The organism is Streptomyces sp. NPDC029138, from assembly GCF_055564375.1.
Map to the genome: position 1 here is coordinate 104,210 of NZ_JBVHWM010000002.1, position 18,290 is coordinate 122,499.

17 protein-coding genes are annotated in these 18,290 nt (G+C 71.0%); 16 read left to right on the top strand and 1 reads right to left on the bottom strand.

Translation table 11 applies throughout. The features are described 5' to 3' along the window. Positions 1–49: 49 nt before the first annotated feature. Entirely contained in the window at positions 50–1,069 is a 1,020-nt protein-coding gene (locus tag ACZ4WH_RS02670; protein ID WP_468175836.1) for a LacI family DNA-binding transcriptional regulator, read from the bottom strand. Between the two features lie 115 nt (positions 1,070–1,184). Between ACZ4WH_RS02670 and ACZ4WH_RS02675 the strand changes: the two genes are divergently transcribed. The 16 genes from ACZ4WH_RS02675 (at position 1,185) to ACZ4WH_RS02750 (ending at position 17,967) form a co-directional block, all read left to right on the top strand. Next, positions 1,185–2,444, top strand: coding sequence for an MFS transporter (locus ACZ4WH_RS02675; protein WP_468175839.1), 1,260 nt, complete (start codon positions 1,185–1,187; stop codon positions 2,442–2,444). A gap of 9 nt (positions 2,445–2,453) precedes the next feature. Continuing rightward, complete coding sequence (gene pafA, locus ACZ4WH_RS02680; protein ID WP_132786457.1) at positions 2,454–3,815, top strand: Pup--protein ligase; 1,362 nt, start codon at positions 2,454–2,456, stop codon at positions 3,813–3,815. A 143-nt stretch (positions 3,816–3,958) separates the two neighbouring features. Continuing rightward, positions 3,959–4,963 (top strand): FKBP-type peptidyl-prolyl cis-trans isomerase, encoded by a 1,005-nt coding sequence (locus ACZ4WH_RS02685; RefSeq protein WP_468175842.1) that lies wholly within the window; start codon positions 3,959–3,961, stop codon positions 4,961–4,963. Between the two features lie 78 nt (positions 4,964–5,041). Continuing rightward, the gene (locus tag ACZ4WH_RS02690) at positions 5,042–5,413 is read left to right on the top strand and encodes an FKBP-type peptidyl-prolyl cis-trans isomerase (RefSeq protein WP_030654003.1); all 372 of its coding nucleotides are present in this window, start codon (positions 5,042–5,044) and stop codon (positions 5,411–5,413) included. 148 nt (positions 5,414–5,561) lie between these two features. Next, the gene (locus ACZ4WH_RS02695; RefSeq protein ID WP_468175845.1) at positions 5,562–6,515 is read left to right on the top strand and encodes a helix-turn-helix transcriptional regulator; all 954 of its coding nucleotides are present in this window, start codon (positions 5,562–5,564) and stop codon (positions 6,513–6,515) included. Between the two features lie 14 nt (positions 6,516–6,529). Then, positions 6,530–7,534 (top strand): helix-turn-helix transcriptional regulator, encoded by a 1,005-nt coding sequence (locus ACZ4WH_RS02700; protein ID WP_468175848.1) that lies wholly within the window; start codon positions 6,530–6,532, stop codon positions 7,532–7,534. Between the two features lie 141 nt (positions 7,535–7,675). Further along, positions 7,676–7,936, top strand: a complete 261-nt coding sequence (locus tag ACZ4WH_RS02705) for a hypothetical protein (RefSeq protein ID WP_468176314.1) — start codon at positions 7,676–7,678, stop codon at positions 7,934–7,936. Between the two features lie 42 nt (positions 7,937–7,978). Next, entirely contained in the window at positions 7,979–8,173 is a 195-nt protein-coding gene (locus ACZ4WH_RS02710) for a hypothetical protein (protein ID WP_468175851.1), read from the top strand. A gap of 259 nt (positions 8,174–8,432) precedes the next feature. Next, on the top strand, positions 8,433–8,714 hold the full coding sequence (gene tatA / locus ACZ4WH_RS02715; protein WP_030654017.1) for a Sec-independent protein translocase subunit TatA: 282 nt from the start codon (positions 8,433–8,435) through the stop codon (positions 8,712–8,714). A 47-nt stretch (positions 8,715–8,761) separates the two neighbouring features. Next, positions 8,762–9,712 (top strand): twin-arginine translocase subunit TatC, encoded by a 951-nt coding sequence (tatC, locus tag ACZ4WH_RS02720; RefSeq protein ID WP_468175854.1) that lies wholly within the window; start codon positions 8,762–8,764, stop codon positions 9,710–9,712. Positions 9,713–9,841: 129 nt separating this feature from the next. Next, positions 9,842–12,694, top strand: coding sequence for a DEAD/DEAH box helicase (locus ACZ4WH_RS02725; RefSeq protein WP_468175857.1), 2,853 nt, complete (start codon positions 9,842–9,844; stop codon positions 12,692–12,694). Between the two features lie 612 nt (positions 12,695–13,306). Next, positions 13,307–14,977, top strand: coding sequence for a sensor histidine kinase (locus ACZ4WH_RS02730; RefSeq protein ID WP_468175860.1), 1,671 nt, complete (start codon positions 13,307–13,309; stop codon positions 14,975–14,977). Further along, a complete protein-coding gene (locus ACZ4WH_RS02735; protein WP_030654027.1) occupies positions 14,974–15,378 on the top strand; it encodes a roadblock/LC7 domain-containing protein in 405 nt (134 codons plus the stop codon). The genes ACZ4WH_RS02730 and ACZ4WH_RS02735 overlap by 4 nt, the downstream gene beginning before the upstream one ends. Continuing rightward, complete coding sequence (locus tag ACZ4WH_RS02740; RefSeq protein WP_468175863.1) at positions 15,375–15,827, top strand: DUF742 domain-containing protein; 453 nt, start codon at positions 15,375–15,377, stop codon at positions 15,825–15,827. Before ACZ4WH_RS02735 ends, ACZ4WH_RS02740 begins: the two co-directional genes overlap by 4 nt. Beyond that, on the top strand, positions 15,808–16,428 hold the full coding sequence (locus tag ACZ4WH_RS02745) for a GTP-binding protein (RefSeq protein WP_468175866.1): 621 nt from the start codon (positions 15,808–15,810) through the stop codon (positions 16,426–16,428). Before ACZ4WH_RS02740 ends, ACZ4WH_RS02745 begins: the two co-directional genes overlap by 20 nt. Positions 16,429–16,473: 45 nt before the next feature. Then, on the top strand, positions 16,474–17,967 hold the full coding sequence (locus ACZ4WH_RS02750) for a cytochrome P450 (protein WP_468175869.1): 1,494 nt from the start codon (positions 16,474–16,476) through the stop codon (positions 17,965–17,967). Positions 17,968–18,290: the final 323 nt, after the last annotated feature.

Consider the following 18,290-nt stretch of genomic DNA (forward strand, 5'->3'; position numbering starts at 1 on the left):
CACGTGTCGCCGGGTGCCCCGGCCGGATCTCCGGCCGGGGCACCCGGCTTTACGCGAAGGCGCGTGGCGGCGCCGTGGAGCCCCGGACGACCAGTTCGACCGGGATGTACCCGCCCTCCGGCTCCCGGCCCTCCAGGACGGCCAGCAGGGCCCGCATGCCCCGTTCCCCGAACAGCTCGGCGTCCAGCCGTACCGTCGTCAGCTCGGGGTCGATCGCGGTGGCCAGGGCCAGGTCGTCCAGGCCGGTGACGGACATGTCGTCGGGGACGCGCAGCCCGAGGCGGCGCAGCGCCTTGTAGGCGCCGGCGGCGAGCTTGTCGTCGTCGCAGACCACCGCCGTCGGCCGGGGGCCGGGCGCGGCGAGCGCGGCCTCGGTGGCGGCCAGCGCGCCCTCGATGGAGATCGGGGCCCGGGCCGTGCGGACCTCGGTGCCCGGCACGGCGGCCATGCGCGCGGCCAGCTCCCTGGCGCGGACCTCGAAGGTCCAGGAGGGCACGTCGGCGGCCAGGTGCAGCACCCGGCGGTGGCCCAGACCCAGCAGATGCCCGGCGACCTGCCGGACGCCGTCGGCGATGTCCAGGTTCACGGTCGCGGCGCCCAGGCTGCCCGCCGGGTCGCTGTCGAGCATGACCAGGGGCAGCTGGTCGCCATGGATCGCGGTGAGGGCGTCGGCGGCCATCGAGGAGGCGATGACGCCGTCCAGGGCGGCCTGCGCGGAGGCGAAGGGGTCGCGGGCCGGGCCGATGCCCTCGGGGGAGGGGTAGAGCACCACGCCGAAGCCGTGCTCGGCCGCCACGCGCGCGGCGCCGGTGTAGACGCCCGCGAAGAACTCCGTCGTCAGGGCGGGCACCACGAGCAGGACGGTACGGGTGCGGCCCAGGCGGAGGTTGCGGGCGGCGAGGTTGGGACGGTAGCCCAGCTCGCGCGCGGCCTCGCGGACCCGCTCGGCGGTGGTCTGCGACACCCGGCCGCGCCATTTGTCGCCCAGGACGAGGGAGACGGCGGCCTGGGAGACCCCGGCCGCCTGGGCGACGTCCCGGCTCGTCGGGCGCGTGCTGCTGCGGGCCACCACATGACTCCCGGTCGTCTGGACGTGCGAACAGCGCACATGGTACGTATGGCGAGGGACGTTATACGTAACACTTCGGGTCGTCGCGGCGTCCCGGCGAGCAGGAAGGCGGGACATGGCCACGGGATATCTGGACATCCTGAAGGCGAGGCACGCCCTGCGGCTGCTCACCGGCACCCTGGTGGGCCGGCTGCCCAACGCCACTGCCGCCATCGCCCTGGTGCTTTTCGTCCGCGCGGAGGGCGGCACCTACAGCCTCGCCGGCGCCCTCGCCGCCGTGTACGGCGTCGCCAACGCCATCGGCCAGCCCGTGCTCGGCCGCCTCGTGGACCTGTACGGCCAGCCGCGCGTCCAGCTGCCCGCGGCCGTCCTCGCCGCCCTGGCCATGACCCTCTTCGCCTTCTGCGGCACCGCACCGCTGCCGCTCGCCTACGCGGCCGTCGCGGCGGCCGGCCTGTTCACCCCGCCCCTGGAGGGCGGCCTGCGCGCCCTGTGGCCGTCCGTGCTGGGCCGCGAGGAGCAGGTGCACACCGCCTACGCCATGGACGCCATCGCGCAGGAGGTCATGTTCACCGTCGGCCCGCTGCTGGTGACCCTGTGCGTGTCCCTGTGGGACGAGCGGGCCGCCCTGCTCGTGCTCAACCTCCTGGGCGTGCTCGGCGCGCTCTCCGTGGTCGTCTCGCCGCCCTCGCGCGCGTGGCGCTCGGCCCCGCGCGAGGCCCACTGGCTGGGCGCCCTGCGCTCGCCCGGCCTGCTCGCGCTGCTCGCCGCCTTCCTGTTCGTCGGCATCGCGATGGGCTCCATCACGGTCGCCTCGGTGTCGTACGCGGACGGTCACGGCGGCGACGCGGTCTACGGCTGGCTGATGGCCGGACTCGGCCTCGGCGCGCTGGCCGGCGGCACCGCCTACGGCGCCCGCGCGTGGGCCGGCGCACCCGAACGGCGACTCAGAGTGTTGGTGGCCCTTCTGGCGGTGTGTTACCTGCCGCTGACGCTGATGCCGGGCGCGGTGAGCATGGTGCTGCTCAGCGTGCTCGCCGGTGTGTTCCTCGCGCCCTGCATCGCCTGCGCGTTCATCATCGTCGACCGGCACGCGCCGAGCGGGACCGTCACCGAGGCGTTCTCCTGGCTCGTGACGACGTTCACCGTGGGCGCCTCGGTCGGAACGGGCCTGGCAGGGCCGGTGGTCCAGGCCGGTGGCACCCTGTGGGGCTTCGCGCTGCCGGGCGCCGCCGGGGCCGTGTCTCTGTTGGTCCTGCTCGCCACCGGACGGGTCCTCGCAGCTCCCGCGCGGGGCGGGATCGTTGCGGCTTCATCGGAAAATGATCCAAATCGTGCTGCCGAACCCCGTTTCAGCTCGGGGGATCGGGCGTAATGTTCCCTCATGGACCGCCGCATTTTCGGGCTGGAGAACGAGTACGGCGTCACGTGCACGTTCAGGGGACAGCGCCGCCTGTCTCCTGACGAGGTGGCGCGGTACCTCTTCCGCCGTGTCGTGTCATGGGGCCGCAGCAGCAATGTCTTTCTGCGAAACGGCGCCCGGCTCTATCTCGACGTGGGCTCACATCCGGAATACGCGACCCCCGAATGTGACAACGTGACCGAACTGGTCACCCACGACAAGGCCGGCGAGCGCATTCTCGAAGGACTCCTGGTGGACGCGGAACGACGCCTGCACGAGGAGGGAATCGCAGGCGACGTCTACCTCTTCAAGAACAACACCGACTCGGCGGGCAACTCCTACGGCTGCCACGAGAACTACCTGGTGGCCCGGCACGGGGAGTTCTCCCGGCTCGCGGACATCCTCATCCCCTTCCTCGTCACCCGGCAGCTGCTGTGCGGCGCCGGCAAGGTGCTCCAGACCCCGCGCGGCGCCGTCTACTGCGTCAGCCAGCGCGCGGAGCACATCTGGGAGGGCGTCTCCTCGGCGACGACCCGCTCCCGGCCCATCATCAACACCCGCGACGAACCCCACGCGGACGCCGAGCGCTACCGCCGGCTGCACGTCATCGTCGGCGACTCGAACATGTCCGAGACGACGATGCTGCTCAAGGTCGGTGCCACCGACCTGGTGCTGCGCATGATCGAGGCCGGCACCGTGATGCGCGACCTCACCCTGGAGAACCCGATCCGGGCGATCCGCGAGGTCAGCCACGACATCACCGGCCGGCGCAAGGTGCGCCTGGCCAGCGGCCGGGAGGCCTCCGCGCTGGAGGTGCAGCGCGAGTACTTCGACAAGGCCGTGGACTTCTGCGACCGCCGGGGCATCCGCACCGGCACGGTCGCGCAGGTCCTGGACCTGTGGGGCCGCACCCTCGAAGCGATCGAGAACGAGGAACTCGACCGCATCGAGACCGAGATCGACTGGGTCATGAAGTACAAGCTCATCGAGCGGTACCGGGCCAAGCACAACATGACGATGTCGCACCCTCGGGTCGCCCAGATAGACCTCGCCTACCACGACATCCACCGCCGTCGTGGCCTGTACTACCTGCTGGAGAAGAAGGGCCAAGCCGCCCGCGTCTGCAACGACTTGAAGATCTTCGAGGGCAAGTCGGTTCCCCCGCAGACCACTCGCGCCCGGCTGCGCGGCGACTTCATCCGGCGGGCACAGGAACAGCGCAGGGACTTCACGGTCGACTGGGTGCACCTCAAGCTCAACGATCAGGCACAACGCACCGTGTTGTGCAAGGACCCGTTCCGTTCGGTGGACGACCGGGTGGAGAAGCTCATCGCCGGAATGTAGTCACCGGGAAGTGAGTCAAGCGCTCCGGCTCCGAAATGCCGGAACGCCACACGGGCGCCGTACGTTTCCCGTACGGCGCCCTTCTCAAGTCGTAGAGTTGCGCGCACGCCATCCGCAAGATCGACCGATTACGAGGCTCTTCCGTGCGCCGACGCTCACTCCTCCTCGCCGCCGTTCCCGCAGGACTGGTCACGCTCGCCGGATGCGGTGACGACAAGTCCGACTCCAGCAAGACCGGCGCCTCACCGTCGGCCTCGGCGTCCTCGGTGCCTCCGCCCAAGATCGTGGACGGGCCGCTGCCGGCGGTCACGGCTGGCACGAAGTTCGGCGAGAAGCCGACCGTGGCCAAGGGGCCGGGGGACCCGTCGAAGAACCTCGCGGTGAAGACGCTGATCGCGGGCAGTGGCCGCACCATCGCGGAGAACGACTTCATCCAGGCGAACTACCTCGGTCAGATCTGGAGCACGGCCAAGGTCTTCGACAACTCCTACGACCGCAAGCGCCCGCTGGTCCTCCAGCTCGCCCAGGGCAGCATCATCGACGGCTGGCGGTACGCCCTCGCGGGCAAGAAGACCGGCAGCCGCGTCCAGATCGCCGTCCCGCCCACCTGGGGCTACGGCAAGGAGGGCAACGCGCAGGCGGGCATCAAGGGCACCGACACCCTGGTCTTCGTCATCGACGTGATCGACTCCTTCAACTCCAAGAGCTCAGCCAAGGGCACGCCGGTGCCGCAGAGCGACGCCGCACTGCCGAAGGTGGGCACCAACACCGACGGCCAGGTGCCCAAGGTCACCGTCCCCAGGACCGACCCGCCGAAGAAGCTCGTCTCCGAGTACGTCCTGGAGGGCGACGGCCCCGAGCTGAAGGCCGACCAGACGGTCCTGTGCCAGTTCCAGGGCCTGGTCTGGGACGGCGGCAAGACCTTCCAGCGGACGTACGGCTCCGGCCGGCTCAGCCAGTTCTCGCTGGAGCAGATGCAGCAGGCGGTCAAGGGCCTCGCCCAGGGCCTGACCGGCAAGAAGGTCGGCAGCCGGGTGCTCATCGTCGTCCCGCCGGACCTGGGCTACGGCGACAACCCGCCGAGCGGCGGAGTCATCAAGAAGGGCGCCACCCTGGTGTTCACGGTGGACATCCTCGCGGCGATGTAGCGGCCGGGGCGGGCGGGAGGCCCGCGATGATGAAAGACTGTCCACGTTTCGTGTCGTACACAAGCAGGAGCTTTTGACGTGAGCATCGAGAAGCCCGAGATCGACTTCCCGGGCGGCGAGCCCCCGGCGGACCTCGAGATCAAGGACATCTGGGAGGGCGACGGACCGGTCGCGCAGGCGGGCCAGAACGTCACCGTCCACTACGTGGGCGTCGCCTTCAGCACCGGCGAGGAGTTCGACGCCAGCTGGAACCGCGGCACCCCGTTCCGCTTCCCGCTGGGCGCCGGCCGGGTCATCAAGGGCTGGGACCAGGGCGTGCAGGGCATGAAGGTCGGTGGCCGCCGCCAGCTGACCATCCCCGCCCACCTCGCCTACGGCAACCAGAGCCCGACCCCGGCGATCAAGCCCGGCGAGACCCTCATCTTCGTGGTCGACCTGCTCGGCGTCTGATCCACACCCGATCGACCGGCCGGGTCCGACCGGAACCGATCACCTGGGGCCCATGCCTGCTCGGGCATGGGCCCTCGGCTTTTGTCACCGCCCCGCGGAGCGGTACGGTCATCGGTCGGAAGCACCATAGGGAAGGCGAAGGGCGTCGATGGCCATTGCCAAGGCCGAGCGGCTGATGAACCTCGCGCTGTGTCTCCTCGGGACGCGGCGGCCGCTCAGCAAGCGGGAGCTGCGCGAGTCCATCGAGGCCTACCTGGAAGCGGGCAGTGACGACTCCTTCAACCGCATGTTCGAGCGGGACAAGGACGACCTGCGGGAACTGGGCCTGGTCATCGAGACCGTCGAGAACCTCGACGGCGAGATCGGCTACCTCGCCCGCCGCGACAGCAACCGCCTGCCCCCCATCACCCTGGACGCCGAGGAGGCCGCCGCCCTCGGCCTGGCCGCCAAGGTCTGGCAGCAGGCCCGGCTGGCCGGGGCCGCCAGCGGCGCCCTCCAGAAGCTGCGCGCCGCCGGGCTCCCCGAGGACGTCGACCCGTACGAGGCGCACGGCGCCCTGGAGCCGCGCATCCCGGTGCACGAGGCCGCCTTCGAGCCGCTGATGCTGGCCTGCCGCGACCGCCGCCCGGTGCTCTTCGAGTACCGCAAGGCCTCCGCCGCCCGCCCCGAGCCCCGGCACGTCGAGCCGTGGGCGCTGGAGTGCTGGCGCGGCCACTGGTACCTGGCCGGCTTCGACCGCGACCGGGGCGCCGAGCGCGTCTTCCGGCTCTCCCGGATCACCGGCAGGGTCCGCTCCCGGGGTACGGGCTTCACCGCACCCGTGCCGGACGTCGTCACCGTGCGCGAGACCGTCGCGAGCTGGGCCGGTGAGATCGCCGACCGCTCGGCGCTGATCCGGCTCCGCTCCGGCAGCGGTTACCCCCTTCGGGCGAAGGCCACCAAGGTCCGGGAACTCGGCGACGGCTGGGACGAGTTGGAGATTCCGTACGGGCACGGCCTGGACGCCTGGCTGGTGGAGTTCGGACCGGACGTGGTGGTCCTGGAGCCGGCCGAGCTGCGGGCCGACGTGGTGGACCGGCTGCGTGCCGTGGCCAAGGGCTGAGGGGGAGCAGGACTGTGGCAGTCAAACCGGCCAGGACCGTCAACGCCATCGACCAGACGCGGCGGATGCTCTCCCTGGTGACGTATCTGAGGGAGCGCCCCGGCGCCCGGATCGCCGATGTCGCGCGCGCCTTCGGCATCACCGAGGACGAGCTGGTCGCCGACCTCGATCTGCTGCCCATGTGCGGCACCAGCTTCCGCGGCGGCGACCTGCTGGACATCGACACCGACGGCGAGCGCATCTGGTGGCACAACCCGGCCGCGCTCGGCGAGGAGGCGGCCGAACCGCTCCGCCTCGCCGCCGACGAGGCCACCGCGCTGCTGGTCGCCGCCCGCGCGGTCTCGACCCTGCCCGGACTGCGGGAGAGCGACCGCCAGGCCCTGCTGCGGGCCACCGCCAAGGTGGAGACCGCGGCCGGCGAGGCCGCCGGTGCCAGCTCCCGCCTGTCGGTGACCTTCGAGTCCGAGGGCGGCGTCTTCGCGGACGTCGACCGGGCGATCTCCGAGCGCCGCCGGCTGTGGATCCGCTACTACTCCCCGGCCCGGGACGAGGTCACCGAGCGCGAGATCGACCCCATCCGGCTGGTCAGCGTCGGCCACACCTATGTGGAGGCCTGGTGCCGCCGCTCCGAGGCCCGGCGCACCTTCCGCCTCGACCGGGTCGCCGAGATCAGAATCCTCGACGCGCCCTCGGCCCCGCCCGAGATAGAACTGCGCGACCTCTCCGAGGGGCTGGTGCAGCCGGCCGCCGAGGACCCGGAGGTCGTGGTCGAGGTCGGCCCCGGCGGCCGCTGGGTCGCCGAGTACTACCCGCATGACAGCGCCGATGAGCTTCCCGACGGCGGGCTGCGTATCACTCTGCGCACCCCCGACCCGGCCTCCCTGCGCCGACTCGCGCTGCGCCTCGGCCGCGACGGCCGGATCGTCTCCCCACCGGAACTGGCCGACAGCGCCCGGAGAGCGGCGACGGAGGCACTGGCGGCGTACGACACGGCGGGGTCGGCGGACTCCGGGCAGTGAAGCGCCCCGAAGGGGGCGCGGGAACGGCGCGACCAGCCACCACGGCGCCGCAGACGCGAGACGGCTCACGTGGCACTCTCGGCGGCGCGCCCGGCGGACCAGAGAAGAGGAGCGAGGCCTGTGAGCGAGCGTGCGGGTGAGATGACGGTGGCGACCGCCTTCGCCGGCATGAGAAGAGCGGTCCCGGTGATGTTCAGGGCCGGCTGCCCCGACTGCCGAGGCCGCTTCGAACTCGCCGCGAGCGCGCTGCGCCTCGCCATCGGCGCCAGCAGCCGGACGACGTTCTACTCCTTCACCTGCCCCGAGTGCGGCGCCGCCGTCCGCAAGCCCGCCGGGGAGCGGGTCGTCGAGCTGCTCACCGGGGGCGGGGTCAGGACCCTGCGGCTGCACTCCACGGTGTAGCCGCCTGCGCTCCGCGTCGGCGGACGGTCTAGGCTCGGCCTCATGTTCTGGCCGATGTTCGCGGTAGCGATGGGTTTCCTGGGTATCGCCGTCCTGGGGGTGCTCGCCGTCCGGGTGTTCCTGGAGGCCCGGCGCCTCGGGGAGCAGGTCGCGGACTCCGCACGCCGTATCGACAGGGCCGCCGAGGATCTGGAGCGGGCGACCGTGCGCGCGGCCCGCGCTGTGGACGCGCTGTGAGCGGCCTCGGGCGGTGCCCGTGAGACCGGCGACGCAAGCGCTTTGCGTCACTTCGCCCTGTCATGCTGCCCTGTGGGACAGGTACGCTGCTGGTCCCGGTGTGGAGAACGAGGCCCGCACCGTGGACCGGGAGTACGCACGGGGATTGCCTCACGTTTACCCCTGAGCGTTACGATCGCTGCCAGCACGACCATCGGACACATGTCCGACTGGTCGGACAGCACCCCACCCAGCCGCCTCGGTGAGAAGGTAAAGACTTATGTTCGGAAGGCTCGGAGCTCCCGAGATCATTCTCATCCTCGTCGTCATCATCCTGCTGTTCGGCGCGAAGAAGCTTCCGGACATGGCCCGCTCGCTCGGCAAGTCCGCGCGCATCCTCAAGAGCGAGGCCAAGGCGATGAAGGAAGAAGGCGGCAACGCCTCCGCCCAGGCGCCCAGCTCGGGCGAGCAGCCTCCGGCGCAGCGCACCATCCAGGCGGCCCCCGGTGACGTGACCAGCTCGCGGCCGGTCAACGAGCCGACGGACACCACCCAGCGCTGACGCACGGCCGGAAACCCCCGGCCTGCCGCACGAGATGAGGACGTGGGTTGCTCAAGCCTGCCCGCAACAAGGAGAAGGATCCCGAGGGGCGGATGCCCCTCGCGGATCACCTTCGTGAGCTTCGCAACCGGCTCGCGAAGGCCATGCTGGCCGTCGTCGTCGTGACGGTCGTCGCCGCCTTCTTCTACAACGACATCATCAACTTCCTGACGAGGCCCATCCTCGACTCGATCGGTTGCCCCGAGACCTTCGAGGAGCTGGCGAAGGCCAGCGGCAAGCGCCAGTGCGCGGAGATCACGATCAACGGTCTCCTCGCCCCGTTCACACTGGCCCTCCAGGTCTCCCTGATGGCGGGTGTCGTGCTGGCCTCGCCGATCTGGCTGTACCAGCTGTGGGCCTTCGTCGCGCCGGGTCTGCACCGGCACGAGAAGAAGTACGCCTACGCCTTCGTCTTCACCGGCGCCCCGCTGTTCTTCGGTGGTGCCTTCTTCGCGTACAAGGTGCTGCCCACCACCGCGAAGGTGCTGATCGACTTCACGCCGAGCGGGTCCATCAGGAACTTCCTGCCGCTCGACGACCTGCTCCAGCTGGTCACACGCATGGTGGTCGTCTTCGGCCTCTCCTTCGAGCTGCCGCTGCTGCTGATCATGCTCAATCTCACCGGGGTGCTGACCGGCCGGCGCATGCTCGGCTGGTGGCGGGCCATGATCCTCGGCATCACGGTCTTCGCGGCCGTGGCCACCCCGAGCACCGACCCGCTGTCCATGCTGGCCCTCGCCGGGCCGATCTGGGTGCTGTACTTCGGCGCGGTCGCCTTCTCGCTGCTCAACGACAAGCGCCGGCGCCGTCGCGAGGCCGCGGGCCCCGCCGACGACGAGGCCTCCGAGCTGGACCTCACGCCGGAGGACATCGGCGACGTCGAGCCCGTCCCGGCCACCCGGGCCCTGCCCGAGCAGGCGAGCACCGACCGGGTCAACGGATACGACGACGTGACCTGAGCCCTCACCGAGCCGCCGCGCGATGCCCCCGCCCCCCGAGGACGGGGGCATCCGTGTCTCACCGGCCGTCCGTCGGTTTTCTTCCGGTCTTCTTACCCTCCCGCTGCCGGGCGGAGGGTGATCCGGATAATGATCGTCCTGTTGTCAGTGGGGCCCGGTACGCTCGAAAGTACGATGACAGAGGACCTCTCACCGGCCGAGCGGTACGCGGCAGCCCGCAGGCGGGCTGCCGAGCAGGCCACCGCGCTCGCCTCCTTCCGCGAGATGTACGACTTCGGCCTCGACCCCTTCCAGATCGAGGCCTGCCAGGCGCTCGAAGCGGGGAAGGGCGTTCTGGTGGCCGCCCCCACCGGCTCGGGCAAGACGATCGTGGGCGAGTTCGCCGTCCACCTCGCCCTCCAGCAGGGCAAGAAGTGCTTCTACACGACACCCATCAAGGCCCTGTCCAACCAGAAGTACTCCGACCTGTGCCGCCGCTACGGCACGGGGAAGGTGGGCCTTCTCACCGGCGACAACAGCGTGAACTCGGACGCCCCGGTGGTCGTGATGACCACCGAGGTGCTGCGGAACATGCTCTACGCCGGCTCGCAGACCCTCCTCGGCCTCGGTTACGTGGTCATGGACGAGGTGCACTACCTCTCCGACCGCTTCCGTGGCGCCGTCTGGGAGGAGGTGATCATCCACCTGCCCGAGTCGGTGACCCTGGTCTCGCTCTCCGCCACCGTGTCCAACGCGGAGGAGTTCGGTGACTGGCTGGACACCGTCCGTGGCGACACCGAGGTGATCGTCTCCGAGCACCGGCCCGTGCCGCTGTTCCAGCACGTGCTCGCCGGGCGCCGGATGTACGACCTGTTCGAGGAGGGCGAGGGCCACAAGAAGGCCGTCAACCCCGACCTGGTCCGGCTGGCCCGCGTGGAGGCGACCCGGCCGTCGTTCCAGGACCGCAGGCGCGGCCGGGCGATGCGCGAGGCCGAGCGGGAGCGGGAGCGCAGACAGCGTTCGCGCGTGTGGACCCCGGGCCGCCCCGAGGTCATCGAGCGGCTCGACTCCGAGGGCCTGCTCCCGGCCATCACCTTCATCTTCAGCCGCGCCGCCTGTGAGGCCGCCGTCCAGCAGTGCCTGTACGCGGGACTGAGGCTCAACGACGAGGAGGCGCGGGAGCAGGTCCGCGCCCTGGTCGAGGAGCGCACCGCCTCCATCCCGCCGGAGGACCTGCACGTCCTCGGCTACTACGAATGGCTGGAGGGCCTGGAGCGAGGCATCGCCGCCCACCACGCGGGCATGCTGCCGACCTTCAAGGAGGTCGTGGAGGAACTGTTCGTACGCGGCCTGGTCAAGGCCGTGTTCGCCACCGAGACCCTCGCGCTCGGCATCAACATGCCCGCCCGCTCGGTGGTGCTGGAGAAGCTCGTCAAGTGGAACGGCGAGCAGCACGCCGACATCACGCCCGGTGAGTACACCCAGCTGACCGGCCGGGCCGGCCGCCGCGGCATCGACGTCGAGGGCCACGCCGTGGTGCTGTGGCAGCGCGGCATGAGCCCCGAGCACCTCGCCGGGCTCGCGGGCACGCGCACGTACCCGCTGCGCTCCAGCTTCAAGCCGTCGTACAACATGGCGGTCAACCTGGTCGAGCAGTTCGGCCGGCACCGCTCGCGCGAGCTGCTGGAGACCTCCTTCGCGCAGTTCCAGGCCGACAAGTCGGTCGTGGGCATCTCGCGTCAGGTGCAGCGCAACGAGGAGGGCCTGGAGGGCTACAAGGCCTCCATGACCTGCCACCTCGGGGACTTCGAGGAGTACGCGCGACTGCGCCGGGAGCTGAAGGACCGGGAGACCGAGCTGGCCCGGCAGGGCGCCGCCGAGCGCCGGGCCGAGGCAGCCGTCGCCCTGGAGAAGCTGAAGCCGGGCGATGTCATCCATGTGCCCACGGGCAAGTACGCGGGCCTCGCCCTGGTCCTGGACCCGGGCCTGCCCGCGGGCCGGTCCAACGGCCACCGCGGCTTCGACCACCACGACGGGCCGCGTCCGCTGGTGCTGACCGCCGAACGGCAGGTCAAGCGGCTGGCGTCGATGGACTTCCCGGTGCCGGTGGAGCCGCTGGACCGGATGCGGATCCCGAAGACCTTCAACCCGCGCTCGCCGCAGTCCCGCCGGGACCTCGCCTCCGCGCTGCGCAGCAAGGCCGGGCACATCCCGCCGGAGCGGGCGCGCAAGAAGCGGTCCCAGGCCGCCGACGACCGCGAGATCGCGCGGCTGCGGACGGCGATCCGGGCGCATCCGTGCCATGGGTGCAACGACCGTGAGGACCACGCCCGTTGGGCTGAGCGCTACCACCGGCTGATGCGCGACACCTCGCAGCTGGAGCGGCGCATCGAGGGCCGTACCAACACCATCGCGCGGACCTTCGACCGGATCGTGGCGCTGCTGACCGAGCTGGACTATCTGCGCGGTGACGAGGTCACCGAGCACGGCAAGCGGCTCGCGCGGCTGTACGGCGAACTGGACCTGCTGGCCAGCGAGTGCCTGCGCGAGCGGGTCTGGGAAGGGCTCGCTCCGGCCGAACTGGCCGCGTGCGTCTCCGCGTTGGTGTACGAGGCCCGGGTCGGCGACGACGCGATGGCGCCGAAGCTGCCCTCCGGCAAGGCCAAGGCCGCGCTCGGCGAGATGGTCCGGATCTGGGGCCGGCTCGACGGGCTGGAGGAGGATTTCCGGATCAGGCAGACCGAGGGCGTCGGGCAGCGCGAGCCGGATCTCGGGTTCGCCTGGGCCGCCTACATGTGGGCGTCCGGCAAGGGGCTCGACGAGGTGCTGCGGGAGGCGGACATGCCGGCCGGGGACTTCGTGCGGTGGTGCAAGCAGGTGATCGATGTGCTGGGCCAGATCTCGGCGGCGGCTCCCGCGGAGGGTTCGACCGTGGCGAAGGCCGCGCGCAAGGCTGTTGATCAGTTGCTTCGGGGAGTGGTCGCCTACTCGTCCGTGGGGTGACCTGTCGGTCTACTCAGCCCCGCGCCCCCTTGGGTCGGCCCTCGCCAGCCCCATGACAAGGGCCCGGGCCGTCTTCGCCAGGCGGTCCGGGCCCAGCAGGCGTACCGAACCAGATCGGCCATGCCCGCGATTCCTCGACGACCTTCGCTCTCGGGGAGGCGCACACGTTCAGCTCGTTCGGCGATGTGGCGCGCGGGAGGCGTACGAGGCCGTCCTCGCCCGGCGGGTGCCCAGGAAGGCGGTGCTCGACGTGACCGGTGATGGCGGTCACGGCGAAGGGAACGGGGACCGCGGCCGTTGAGGTGCGGTCCCGGTGGTCTTTTCACTCCGCACGGTGAGTGACTCTCGTACGCCCGTGCGCTGTTACTCATCGTGTGTGAGTAAAAGCCCAGCGTGCAAAAGGAGTTGAGAGTACTCCCCTCGCGGGGCGATTTCAGGTGCTTGCCGAATATGACACGGCGATGATCCGGTCGGACTAAGCTCGCCCGCGGCGCACCGAGTTGAGGTAATTCGTGCGTCTGTTCCCAAAGGTGAAACAGATCCCGACAGTTCCCTGTACCTTCCCCCCGCAAGCACCCCCGACACCCAGCCGATTCGTCTCAGAAGGCATCCATGGTGAGTGTTCAGAAGCCTCCCGGTCGCCGTGAACGTCCCTATGCGCGCGTGCTGTTGCCACCGGCCATAGTGATGGCAGCGGCGGCCGGGGCCGCCGTCGCCCTGGTACCGCCCACGGCCCGGCTCGCCGTCGGCGTGTGCGGAGCACTGGCCGTGCTGCTGGTCCTCGGCACGGCCGGGGAGGCCGCCCGGCGCGGCCGACTGCTCCGCGAGGCGCGCGCCGAACACGCCCGCCACGCCGCGTACCTGGAGCAGCGGATCGCCGCGCACAACGATCTGATGGACCGCTTCGCCACCGACGTCCTGCCCGCCGGTTTCTACCGGCTGCGCCGCGGCCAGGTGCTCCGGGACGTCGTACGCGACGTGTTCGACGCGGACCCCGAACTGCGCGGCCTGCCCGAGGGCTACCGCGAACTGGTCCGCATCGCGCTGCGCGGCGCCGACCAGGAGATCTCGATGCGCGACGCCACCGAGCGCTCCTTCGTGAGCGTCGCCCGCCGCGTCCAGGCCATCGTCCACCAGCAGGCCTACGAACTCCGCGAGATGGAGGAGGACCACGGCCGCAACCCCGAGGTCTTCGACGACCTGCTGCGCATCGACCACGGCACCTCGCTGATCGGCCGGCTCGCCGACACCATCTCCGTCCTCGGCGGCGGCCGGCCCGGCCGCCAGTGGCCCAAGCCGGTCTCCCTCTACAGCGTGTTGCGCGGCGCGATGTCCCGCATCCTGGAGTACCGCCGCATCAACCTCGCCTCGATCGTCAACATCAACATCAAGGGCACCGCGGTCGAGCCGGTCATCCACGCCGCCGCCGAACTCCTCGACAACGCCACGCGCTACTCGCCGCCGTCGACCAAGGTGCACGTCACCGCCGTCGAGGTGCAGACAGGCATCGTCATCGAGATCGAGGACTGCGGCGTCAGCCTCAGCGAGGAGTCCCGCGCCCGCATCGAGCGGATGATCGAGGACGCCAAGAACGGCGAGGACGCGCACAACCTCGGCGAGAACCCGCGCCTCGGCCTCGCCGTCGTCGGCCGCCTGTGCAAGCGGTTCGACATGGACGTCTCGCTGCGCTCCTCCGCGTACGGCGGTGTCCGCGCGATCCTCGTCGTACCGCGCGTCATGACGACCACCGAACCCGGCGTCGGCGCCGCCCACGGCATCGGGGCCGCCGCCGCCCAGATCCCCACGGCGGACGCCGTCGAGGGCCCCAAGCGCCCGCCCAAGAAGCGCCGCCCCACCAGCCCGAAGATCCCCGCCGGCATCTCGCTGGAGGACGACATCCCCGAGGTCACCGAGTGGACCGCGGGCGGCCTGCCGCAGCGCCGCAGCCGGGTGAAGACCCCGCTCAGCCAGCGGTACGCCGAACAGGCCGCCATCGAGCGCGCCGAGCGCGAGGGCCGGCCGACCATCTGGTCCCAGAAGAAGGCGGAGCCGGAACCCGAGCCCGAGATGGACCCCGAGCGCAAGAAGCTCATGGAACGGCCGCCGGGCATGTGGATGGAGGCCTTCTGGGACGGCCTGCGCGAGGGCATGCCCCCGGACACCCCCACCTCCGAGCTGACCGACTTCACGCTCCACCCCACCAAGTACCTGCATCTGCTCAAAGATTCGGCCGACCCCGCCCAGGGCGCCACCGAGGCCGACGACGAGGGGGACCTCAAGTGATCCAGCAGCGAGGCAACCTGGACTGGATGCTCAAGCAGCTGAACGACGGCGTGCCGGGCATCGAGATGATCGTGGTCCTCTCCGCCGACGGCCTGCGCATCGCCCGCTACGGCGGCGACCCCGACGCCGCCGACCGGGTCGCCGCCGCCTGCGCGGGCGTGCAGAGCCTGGCCGGTGCCATCATCCAGGAGCTGCCCGGCGCCGGCGACATGAAGACCGTCGTCTTCGAGATCGACGGCGGCTACTTCTACCTCATGAACGCCGGCCCCAACGCCTACCTCGCCGTGCTCTCCGACGTGACCTGCGAACCGGGGCGGATGAGCGGCATGATGCGTGACCTCGTCGTCCGGATCGGCGCCCACCTCACCAGTCCGCCCCGGCGGAACGGGCAGACCGTATGACCCCTCCACGACGCACGCGGCGCCGGCCGCAGCCTCCGTCCGCTCCACAGCCTCCCAGCCCGCCGCAGCCCCCGCTGCCTCCGTCGCCGGAGGCGGCGGAGGCAGCGGAGGCCAAGGGGCCGGGCGAGAACCCGGAACGGCTGTACTCCGTCGCGGGGTCCGGCGACGGCGCCCGCGCCGAACTGGATCTGGTGACCTTGATCGTGGCGCGCTCCGCGCCACCGGTCTCCGCCACCCCGGAGCAGACGGCAGTGCTCCGGCTCTGCAAAGCCCCCCTGTCCGTGGCGGAGCTGTCGGCCTACCTCCGACTGCCGTTCAGCACGATGACCACCCTGCTCACCGAGCTGATCACGGCCGAACTGGTGCAGGCGCGCGCCCCCATCGTCCGCCAGGCGCTCCCCGACCGTTCACTCCTCGAAGCGGTGATGCATGGACTTCAAAGGCTCTGACACCCTCCCCGGCCCGCGCACCGAGGACCACCTGCCGCACACCGCGCAGGCCGCGGTGAAGATCGTGATCGTGGGCGGCTTCGGCGTCGGCAAGACCACCATGGTCGGTTCGGTCAGCGAGATCAGACCGCTGACCACCGAGGAGACCATGACCCAGGCCGGCATCGGCGTGGACGACGACTACGGCTCCGACTCCAAGACGGCCACCACCGTGGCCATGGACTTCGGCCGGATCAGCATCACCGAGAAACTGGTGCTCTACCTCTTCGGCACCCCCGGCCAGGAGCGCTTCTGGTTCCTGTGGAACGGTCTGTTCGAAGGCGCGCTCGGCGCGGTCGTCCTGGTCGACACCCGGCGCCTGGAGGTCAGCTTCGACGTCATGGGCCGGCTGGAGGAGGGCGGCGTGCCCTTCGTCGTCGCCGTCAACTCCTTCCCGGACGCGCCCCGTTACCCGATCGAGGAACTGCGCACCGCCCTGGATCTGAGCCCGGACATCCCGATCATCGAGTGCGATGTGCGCCGCCGGGCCTCCAGCAAGGACGTGCTGATGACCCTGATGAGCTTCCTGCACTCCCTCGCCATGTCCGGCGCCCTCACCTGACCGGCAGCCCACCGACCCCGACCCTTCCGTTCCGGAGCGACCACTGTGACGCCTGAATCCCCCTCACCGACCGGGACACCCGACACCCTCTCCGGTCCGCCGCCGGGCTGCCCCGCGCACGGCCTCGGCCCCGGCAGACCGCGCCGGCTCTACGGCCCCGACGCGGAGGACCTCGGCGACCTCTACGAGCGCCTGCGGGAGGAGCACGGCCCCGTGGCACCCGTGCTGCTCCACGACGACGTACCGATGTGGGTGGTCCTCGGCCACGCCGAGAACCTGCACCTGGTGCGCCACCCCTCGCAGTTCACCCGCGACAGCCGGATCTGGGGCCCGCTGCGCGACGGCCGGGTCAAGCCCGACCACCCGCTCATGCCGCACATCGCCTGGCAGCCCATCTGCTCCCACGCCGAGGGCGAGGAGCACAAGCGGCTGCGCGGCGCGGTCACCGCGGCCATGGAGACCATCGACCACCGCGGGGTGCGCCGGCACATCGGCCGCTACACCCAGATCCTGGTCAACAGCTTCTGCGAGCGGGGCCGGGCCGAGCTGGTCTCCCAGTTCGCCGAGCATCTGCCGATGGCCGTGATGTGCGAGATCCTCGGCATGCCGGAGGAGTACAACGACCGGATGGTGCAGGCCGCCCGTGACGCCCTCAAGGGCACCGAGACGGCCATCCAGAGCCACGCCTACGTCATGGACGCGCTCAGCCGGCTCACCACCCGGCGGCGCGCCCGGCCCGAGGACGACTTCACCAGCCACCTCCTGACCCACCCGGCCGGACTCGGCGACGACGAGGTCCGCGAACACCTGCGGGTCGTCCTCTTCGCCGCCTACGAGGCCACCGCGAACCTCCTCGCCAACGCGCTGCGCATGGTCCTCACCGAGCCGGGCTTCCGGGCCCAGCTCAACGGCGGCCAGATGACCGTGCCGGAGGCGATCGAGCAGTCCCTGTGGGACGAGCCGCCGTTCAGCACGGTCTTCGGCTACTACGCCAAGCAGGACACCGAGTTGGGCGGCCAGCAGATCCGCAAGGGCGACGGGCTGCTCTTCGCGCCCGCACCGGGCAACGTCGACCCGCGGGTGCGGCCCGACCTGTCCGCGAGCATGCAGGGCAACCGTGCCCATCTCGCCTTCGGCGGCGGCCCGCACGAGTGCCCCGGCCAGGACATCGGGCGCGCCATCGCCGACGTCGGCGTCGACGCGCTGCTGACGCGGCTGTCCGACATCCAGCTGGACTGTGCCGAGGAGGACCTGCGCTGGCGGTCGTCCATCGCCTCCCGGCATCTGGTGGCCCTGCCGGTGCGCTTCGAACCGAAGCCGCAGCAGGACATCGACATGCCGCCACGGGCCATGCCGGTCCCGCCGCAGCGCTCCAACTGGCAGGTCGGCACCCTGAGCAGCGACCCGGCCCCGACCGCCGGCCCGCTTCCGGCACCGGCCCGCCCCTCCTTCGCCCCGGCCCCCACCCCTCCGGCCCCCGAACCGCCCCGCCCCCGGGGCCCGTGGGGACGACTGCTGCACTGGTGGCGCGGAGAGTGACAGCGGGCACGCCTGCCCCGGCGGCACCTACTCCGGTGAGGGTGGGTGCCGCGACTGGCCCCCGGCCGTCCGTGGCGTGGCTCTGTCGCGCCGGGACGGCTCGCCCCGGCGAACACGTCGGGAGGGACAGGCCTCCTTCGGCGGCGGCCCTGTCCGGTGGGATCGGCTTTTTCTGACCGGGTCGGCCTGTTCGGCGGGATCGGCTTGTACTGACCGGGTCGGCCTGTCCGGTAAGTCCTCGGCCGTCCGGCGGGATCGGCCTTTTCTGACCGGGTCGGCCTGTCCGGTAAGTCCTCGGCCGTCCGGTGGGCTGATGCCCGTCC

Excerpts from the sequence above, each read along its gene's own strand:
- ACZ4WH_RS02675 (WP_468175839.1), top strand. The coding sequence starts at position 1,185 with ATGGCCACGGGATATCTGGACATCCTGAAGGCGAGGCACGCCCTGCGG.
- pafA (WP_132786457.1), top strand. The coding sequence starts at position 2,454 with ATGGACCGCCGCATTTTCGGGCTGGAGAACGAGTACGGCGTCACGTGC.
- ACZ4WH_RS02695 (WP_468175845.1), top strand. The coding sequence starts at position 5,562 with ATGGCCATTGCCAAGGCCGAGCGGCTGATGAACCTCGCGCTGTGTCTC.
- ACZ4WH_RS02705 (WP_468176314.1), top strand. The coding sequence starts at position 7,676 with ATGACGGTGGCGACCGCCTTCGCCGGCATGAGAAGAGCGGTCCCGGTG.
- ACZ4WH_RS02710 (WP_468175851.1), top strand. The coding sequence starts at position 7,979 with ATGTTCTGGCCGATGTTCGCGGTAGCGATGGGTTTCCTGGGTATCGCC.
- tatA (WP_030654017.1), top strand. The coding sequence starts at position 8,433 with ATGTTCGGAAGGCTCGGAGCTCCCGAGATCATTCTCATCCTCGTCGTC.
- ACZ4WH_RS02725 (WP_468175857.1), top strand. The coding sequence starts at position 9,842 with ATGATCGTCCTGTTGTCAGTGGGGCCCGGTACGCTCGAAAGTACGATG.
- ACZ4WH_RS02730 (WP_468175860.1), top strand. The coding sequence starts at position 13,307 with ATGGTGAGTGTTCAGAAGCCTCCCGGTCGCCGTGAACGTCCCTATGCG.
- ACZ4WH_RS02740 (WP_468175863.1), top strand. The coding sequence starts at position 15,375 with ATGACCCCTCCACGACGCACGCGGCGCCGGCCGCAGCCTCCGTCCGCT.
- ACZ4WH_RS02745 (WP_468175866.1), top strand. The coding sequence starts at position 15,808 with ATGGACTTCAAAGGCTCTGACACCCTCCCCGGCCCGCGCACCGAGGAC.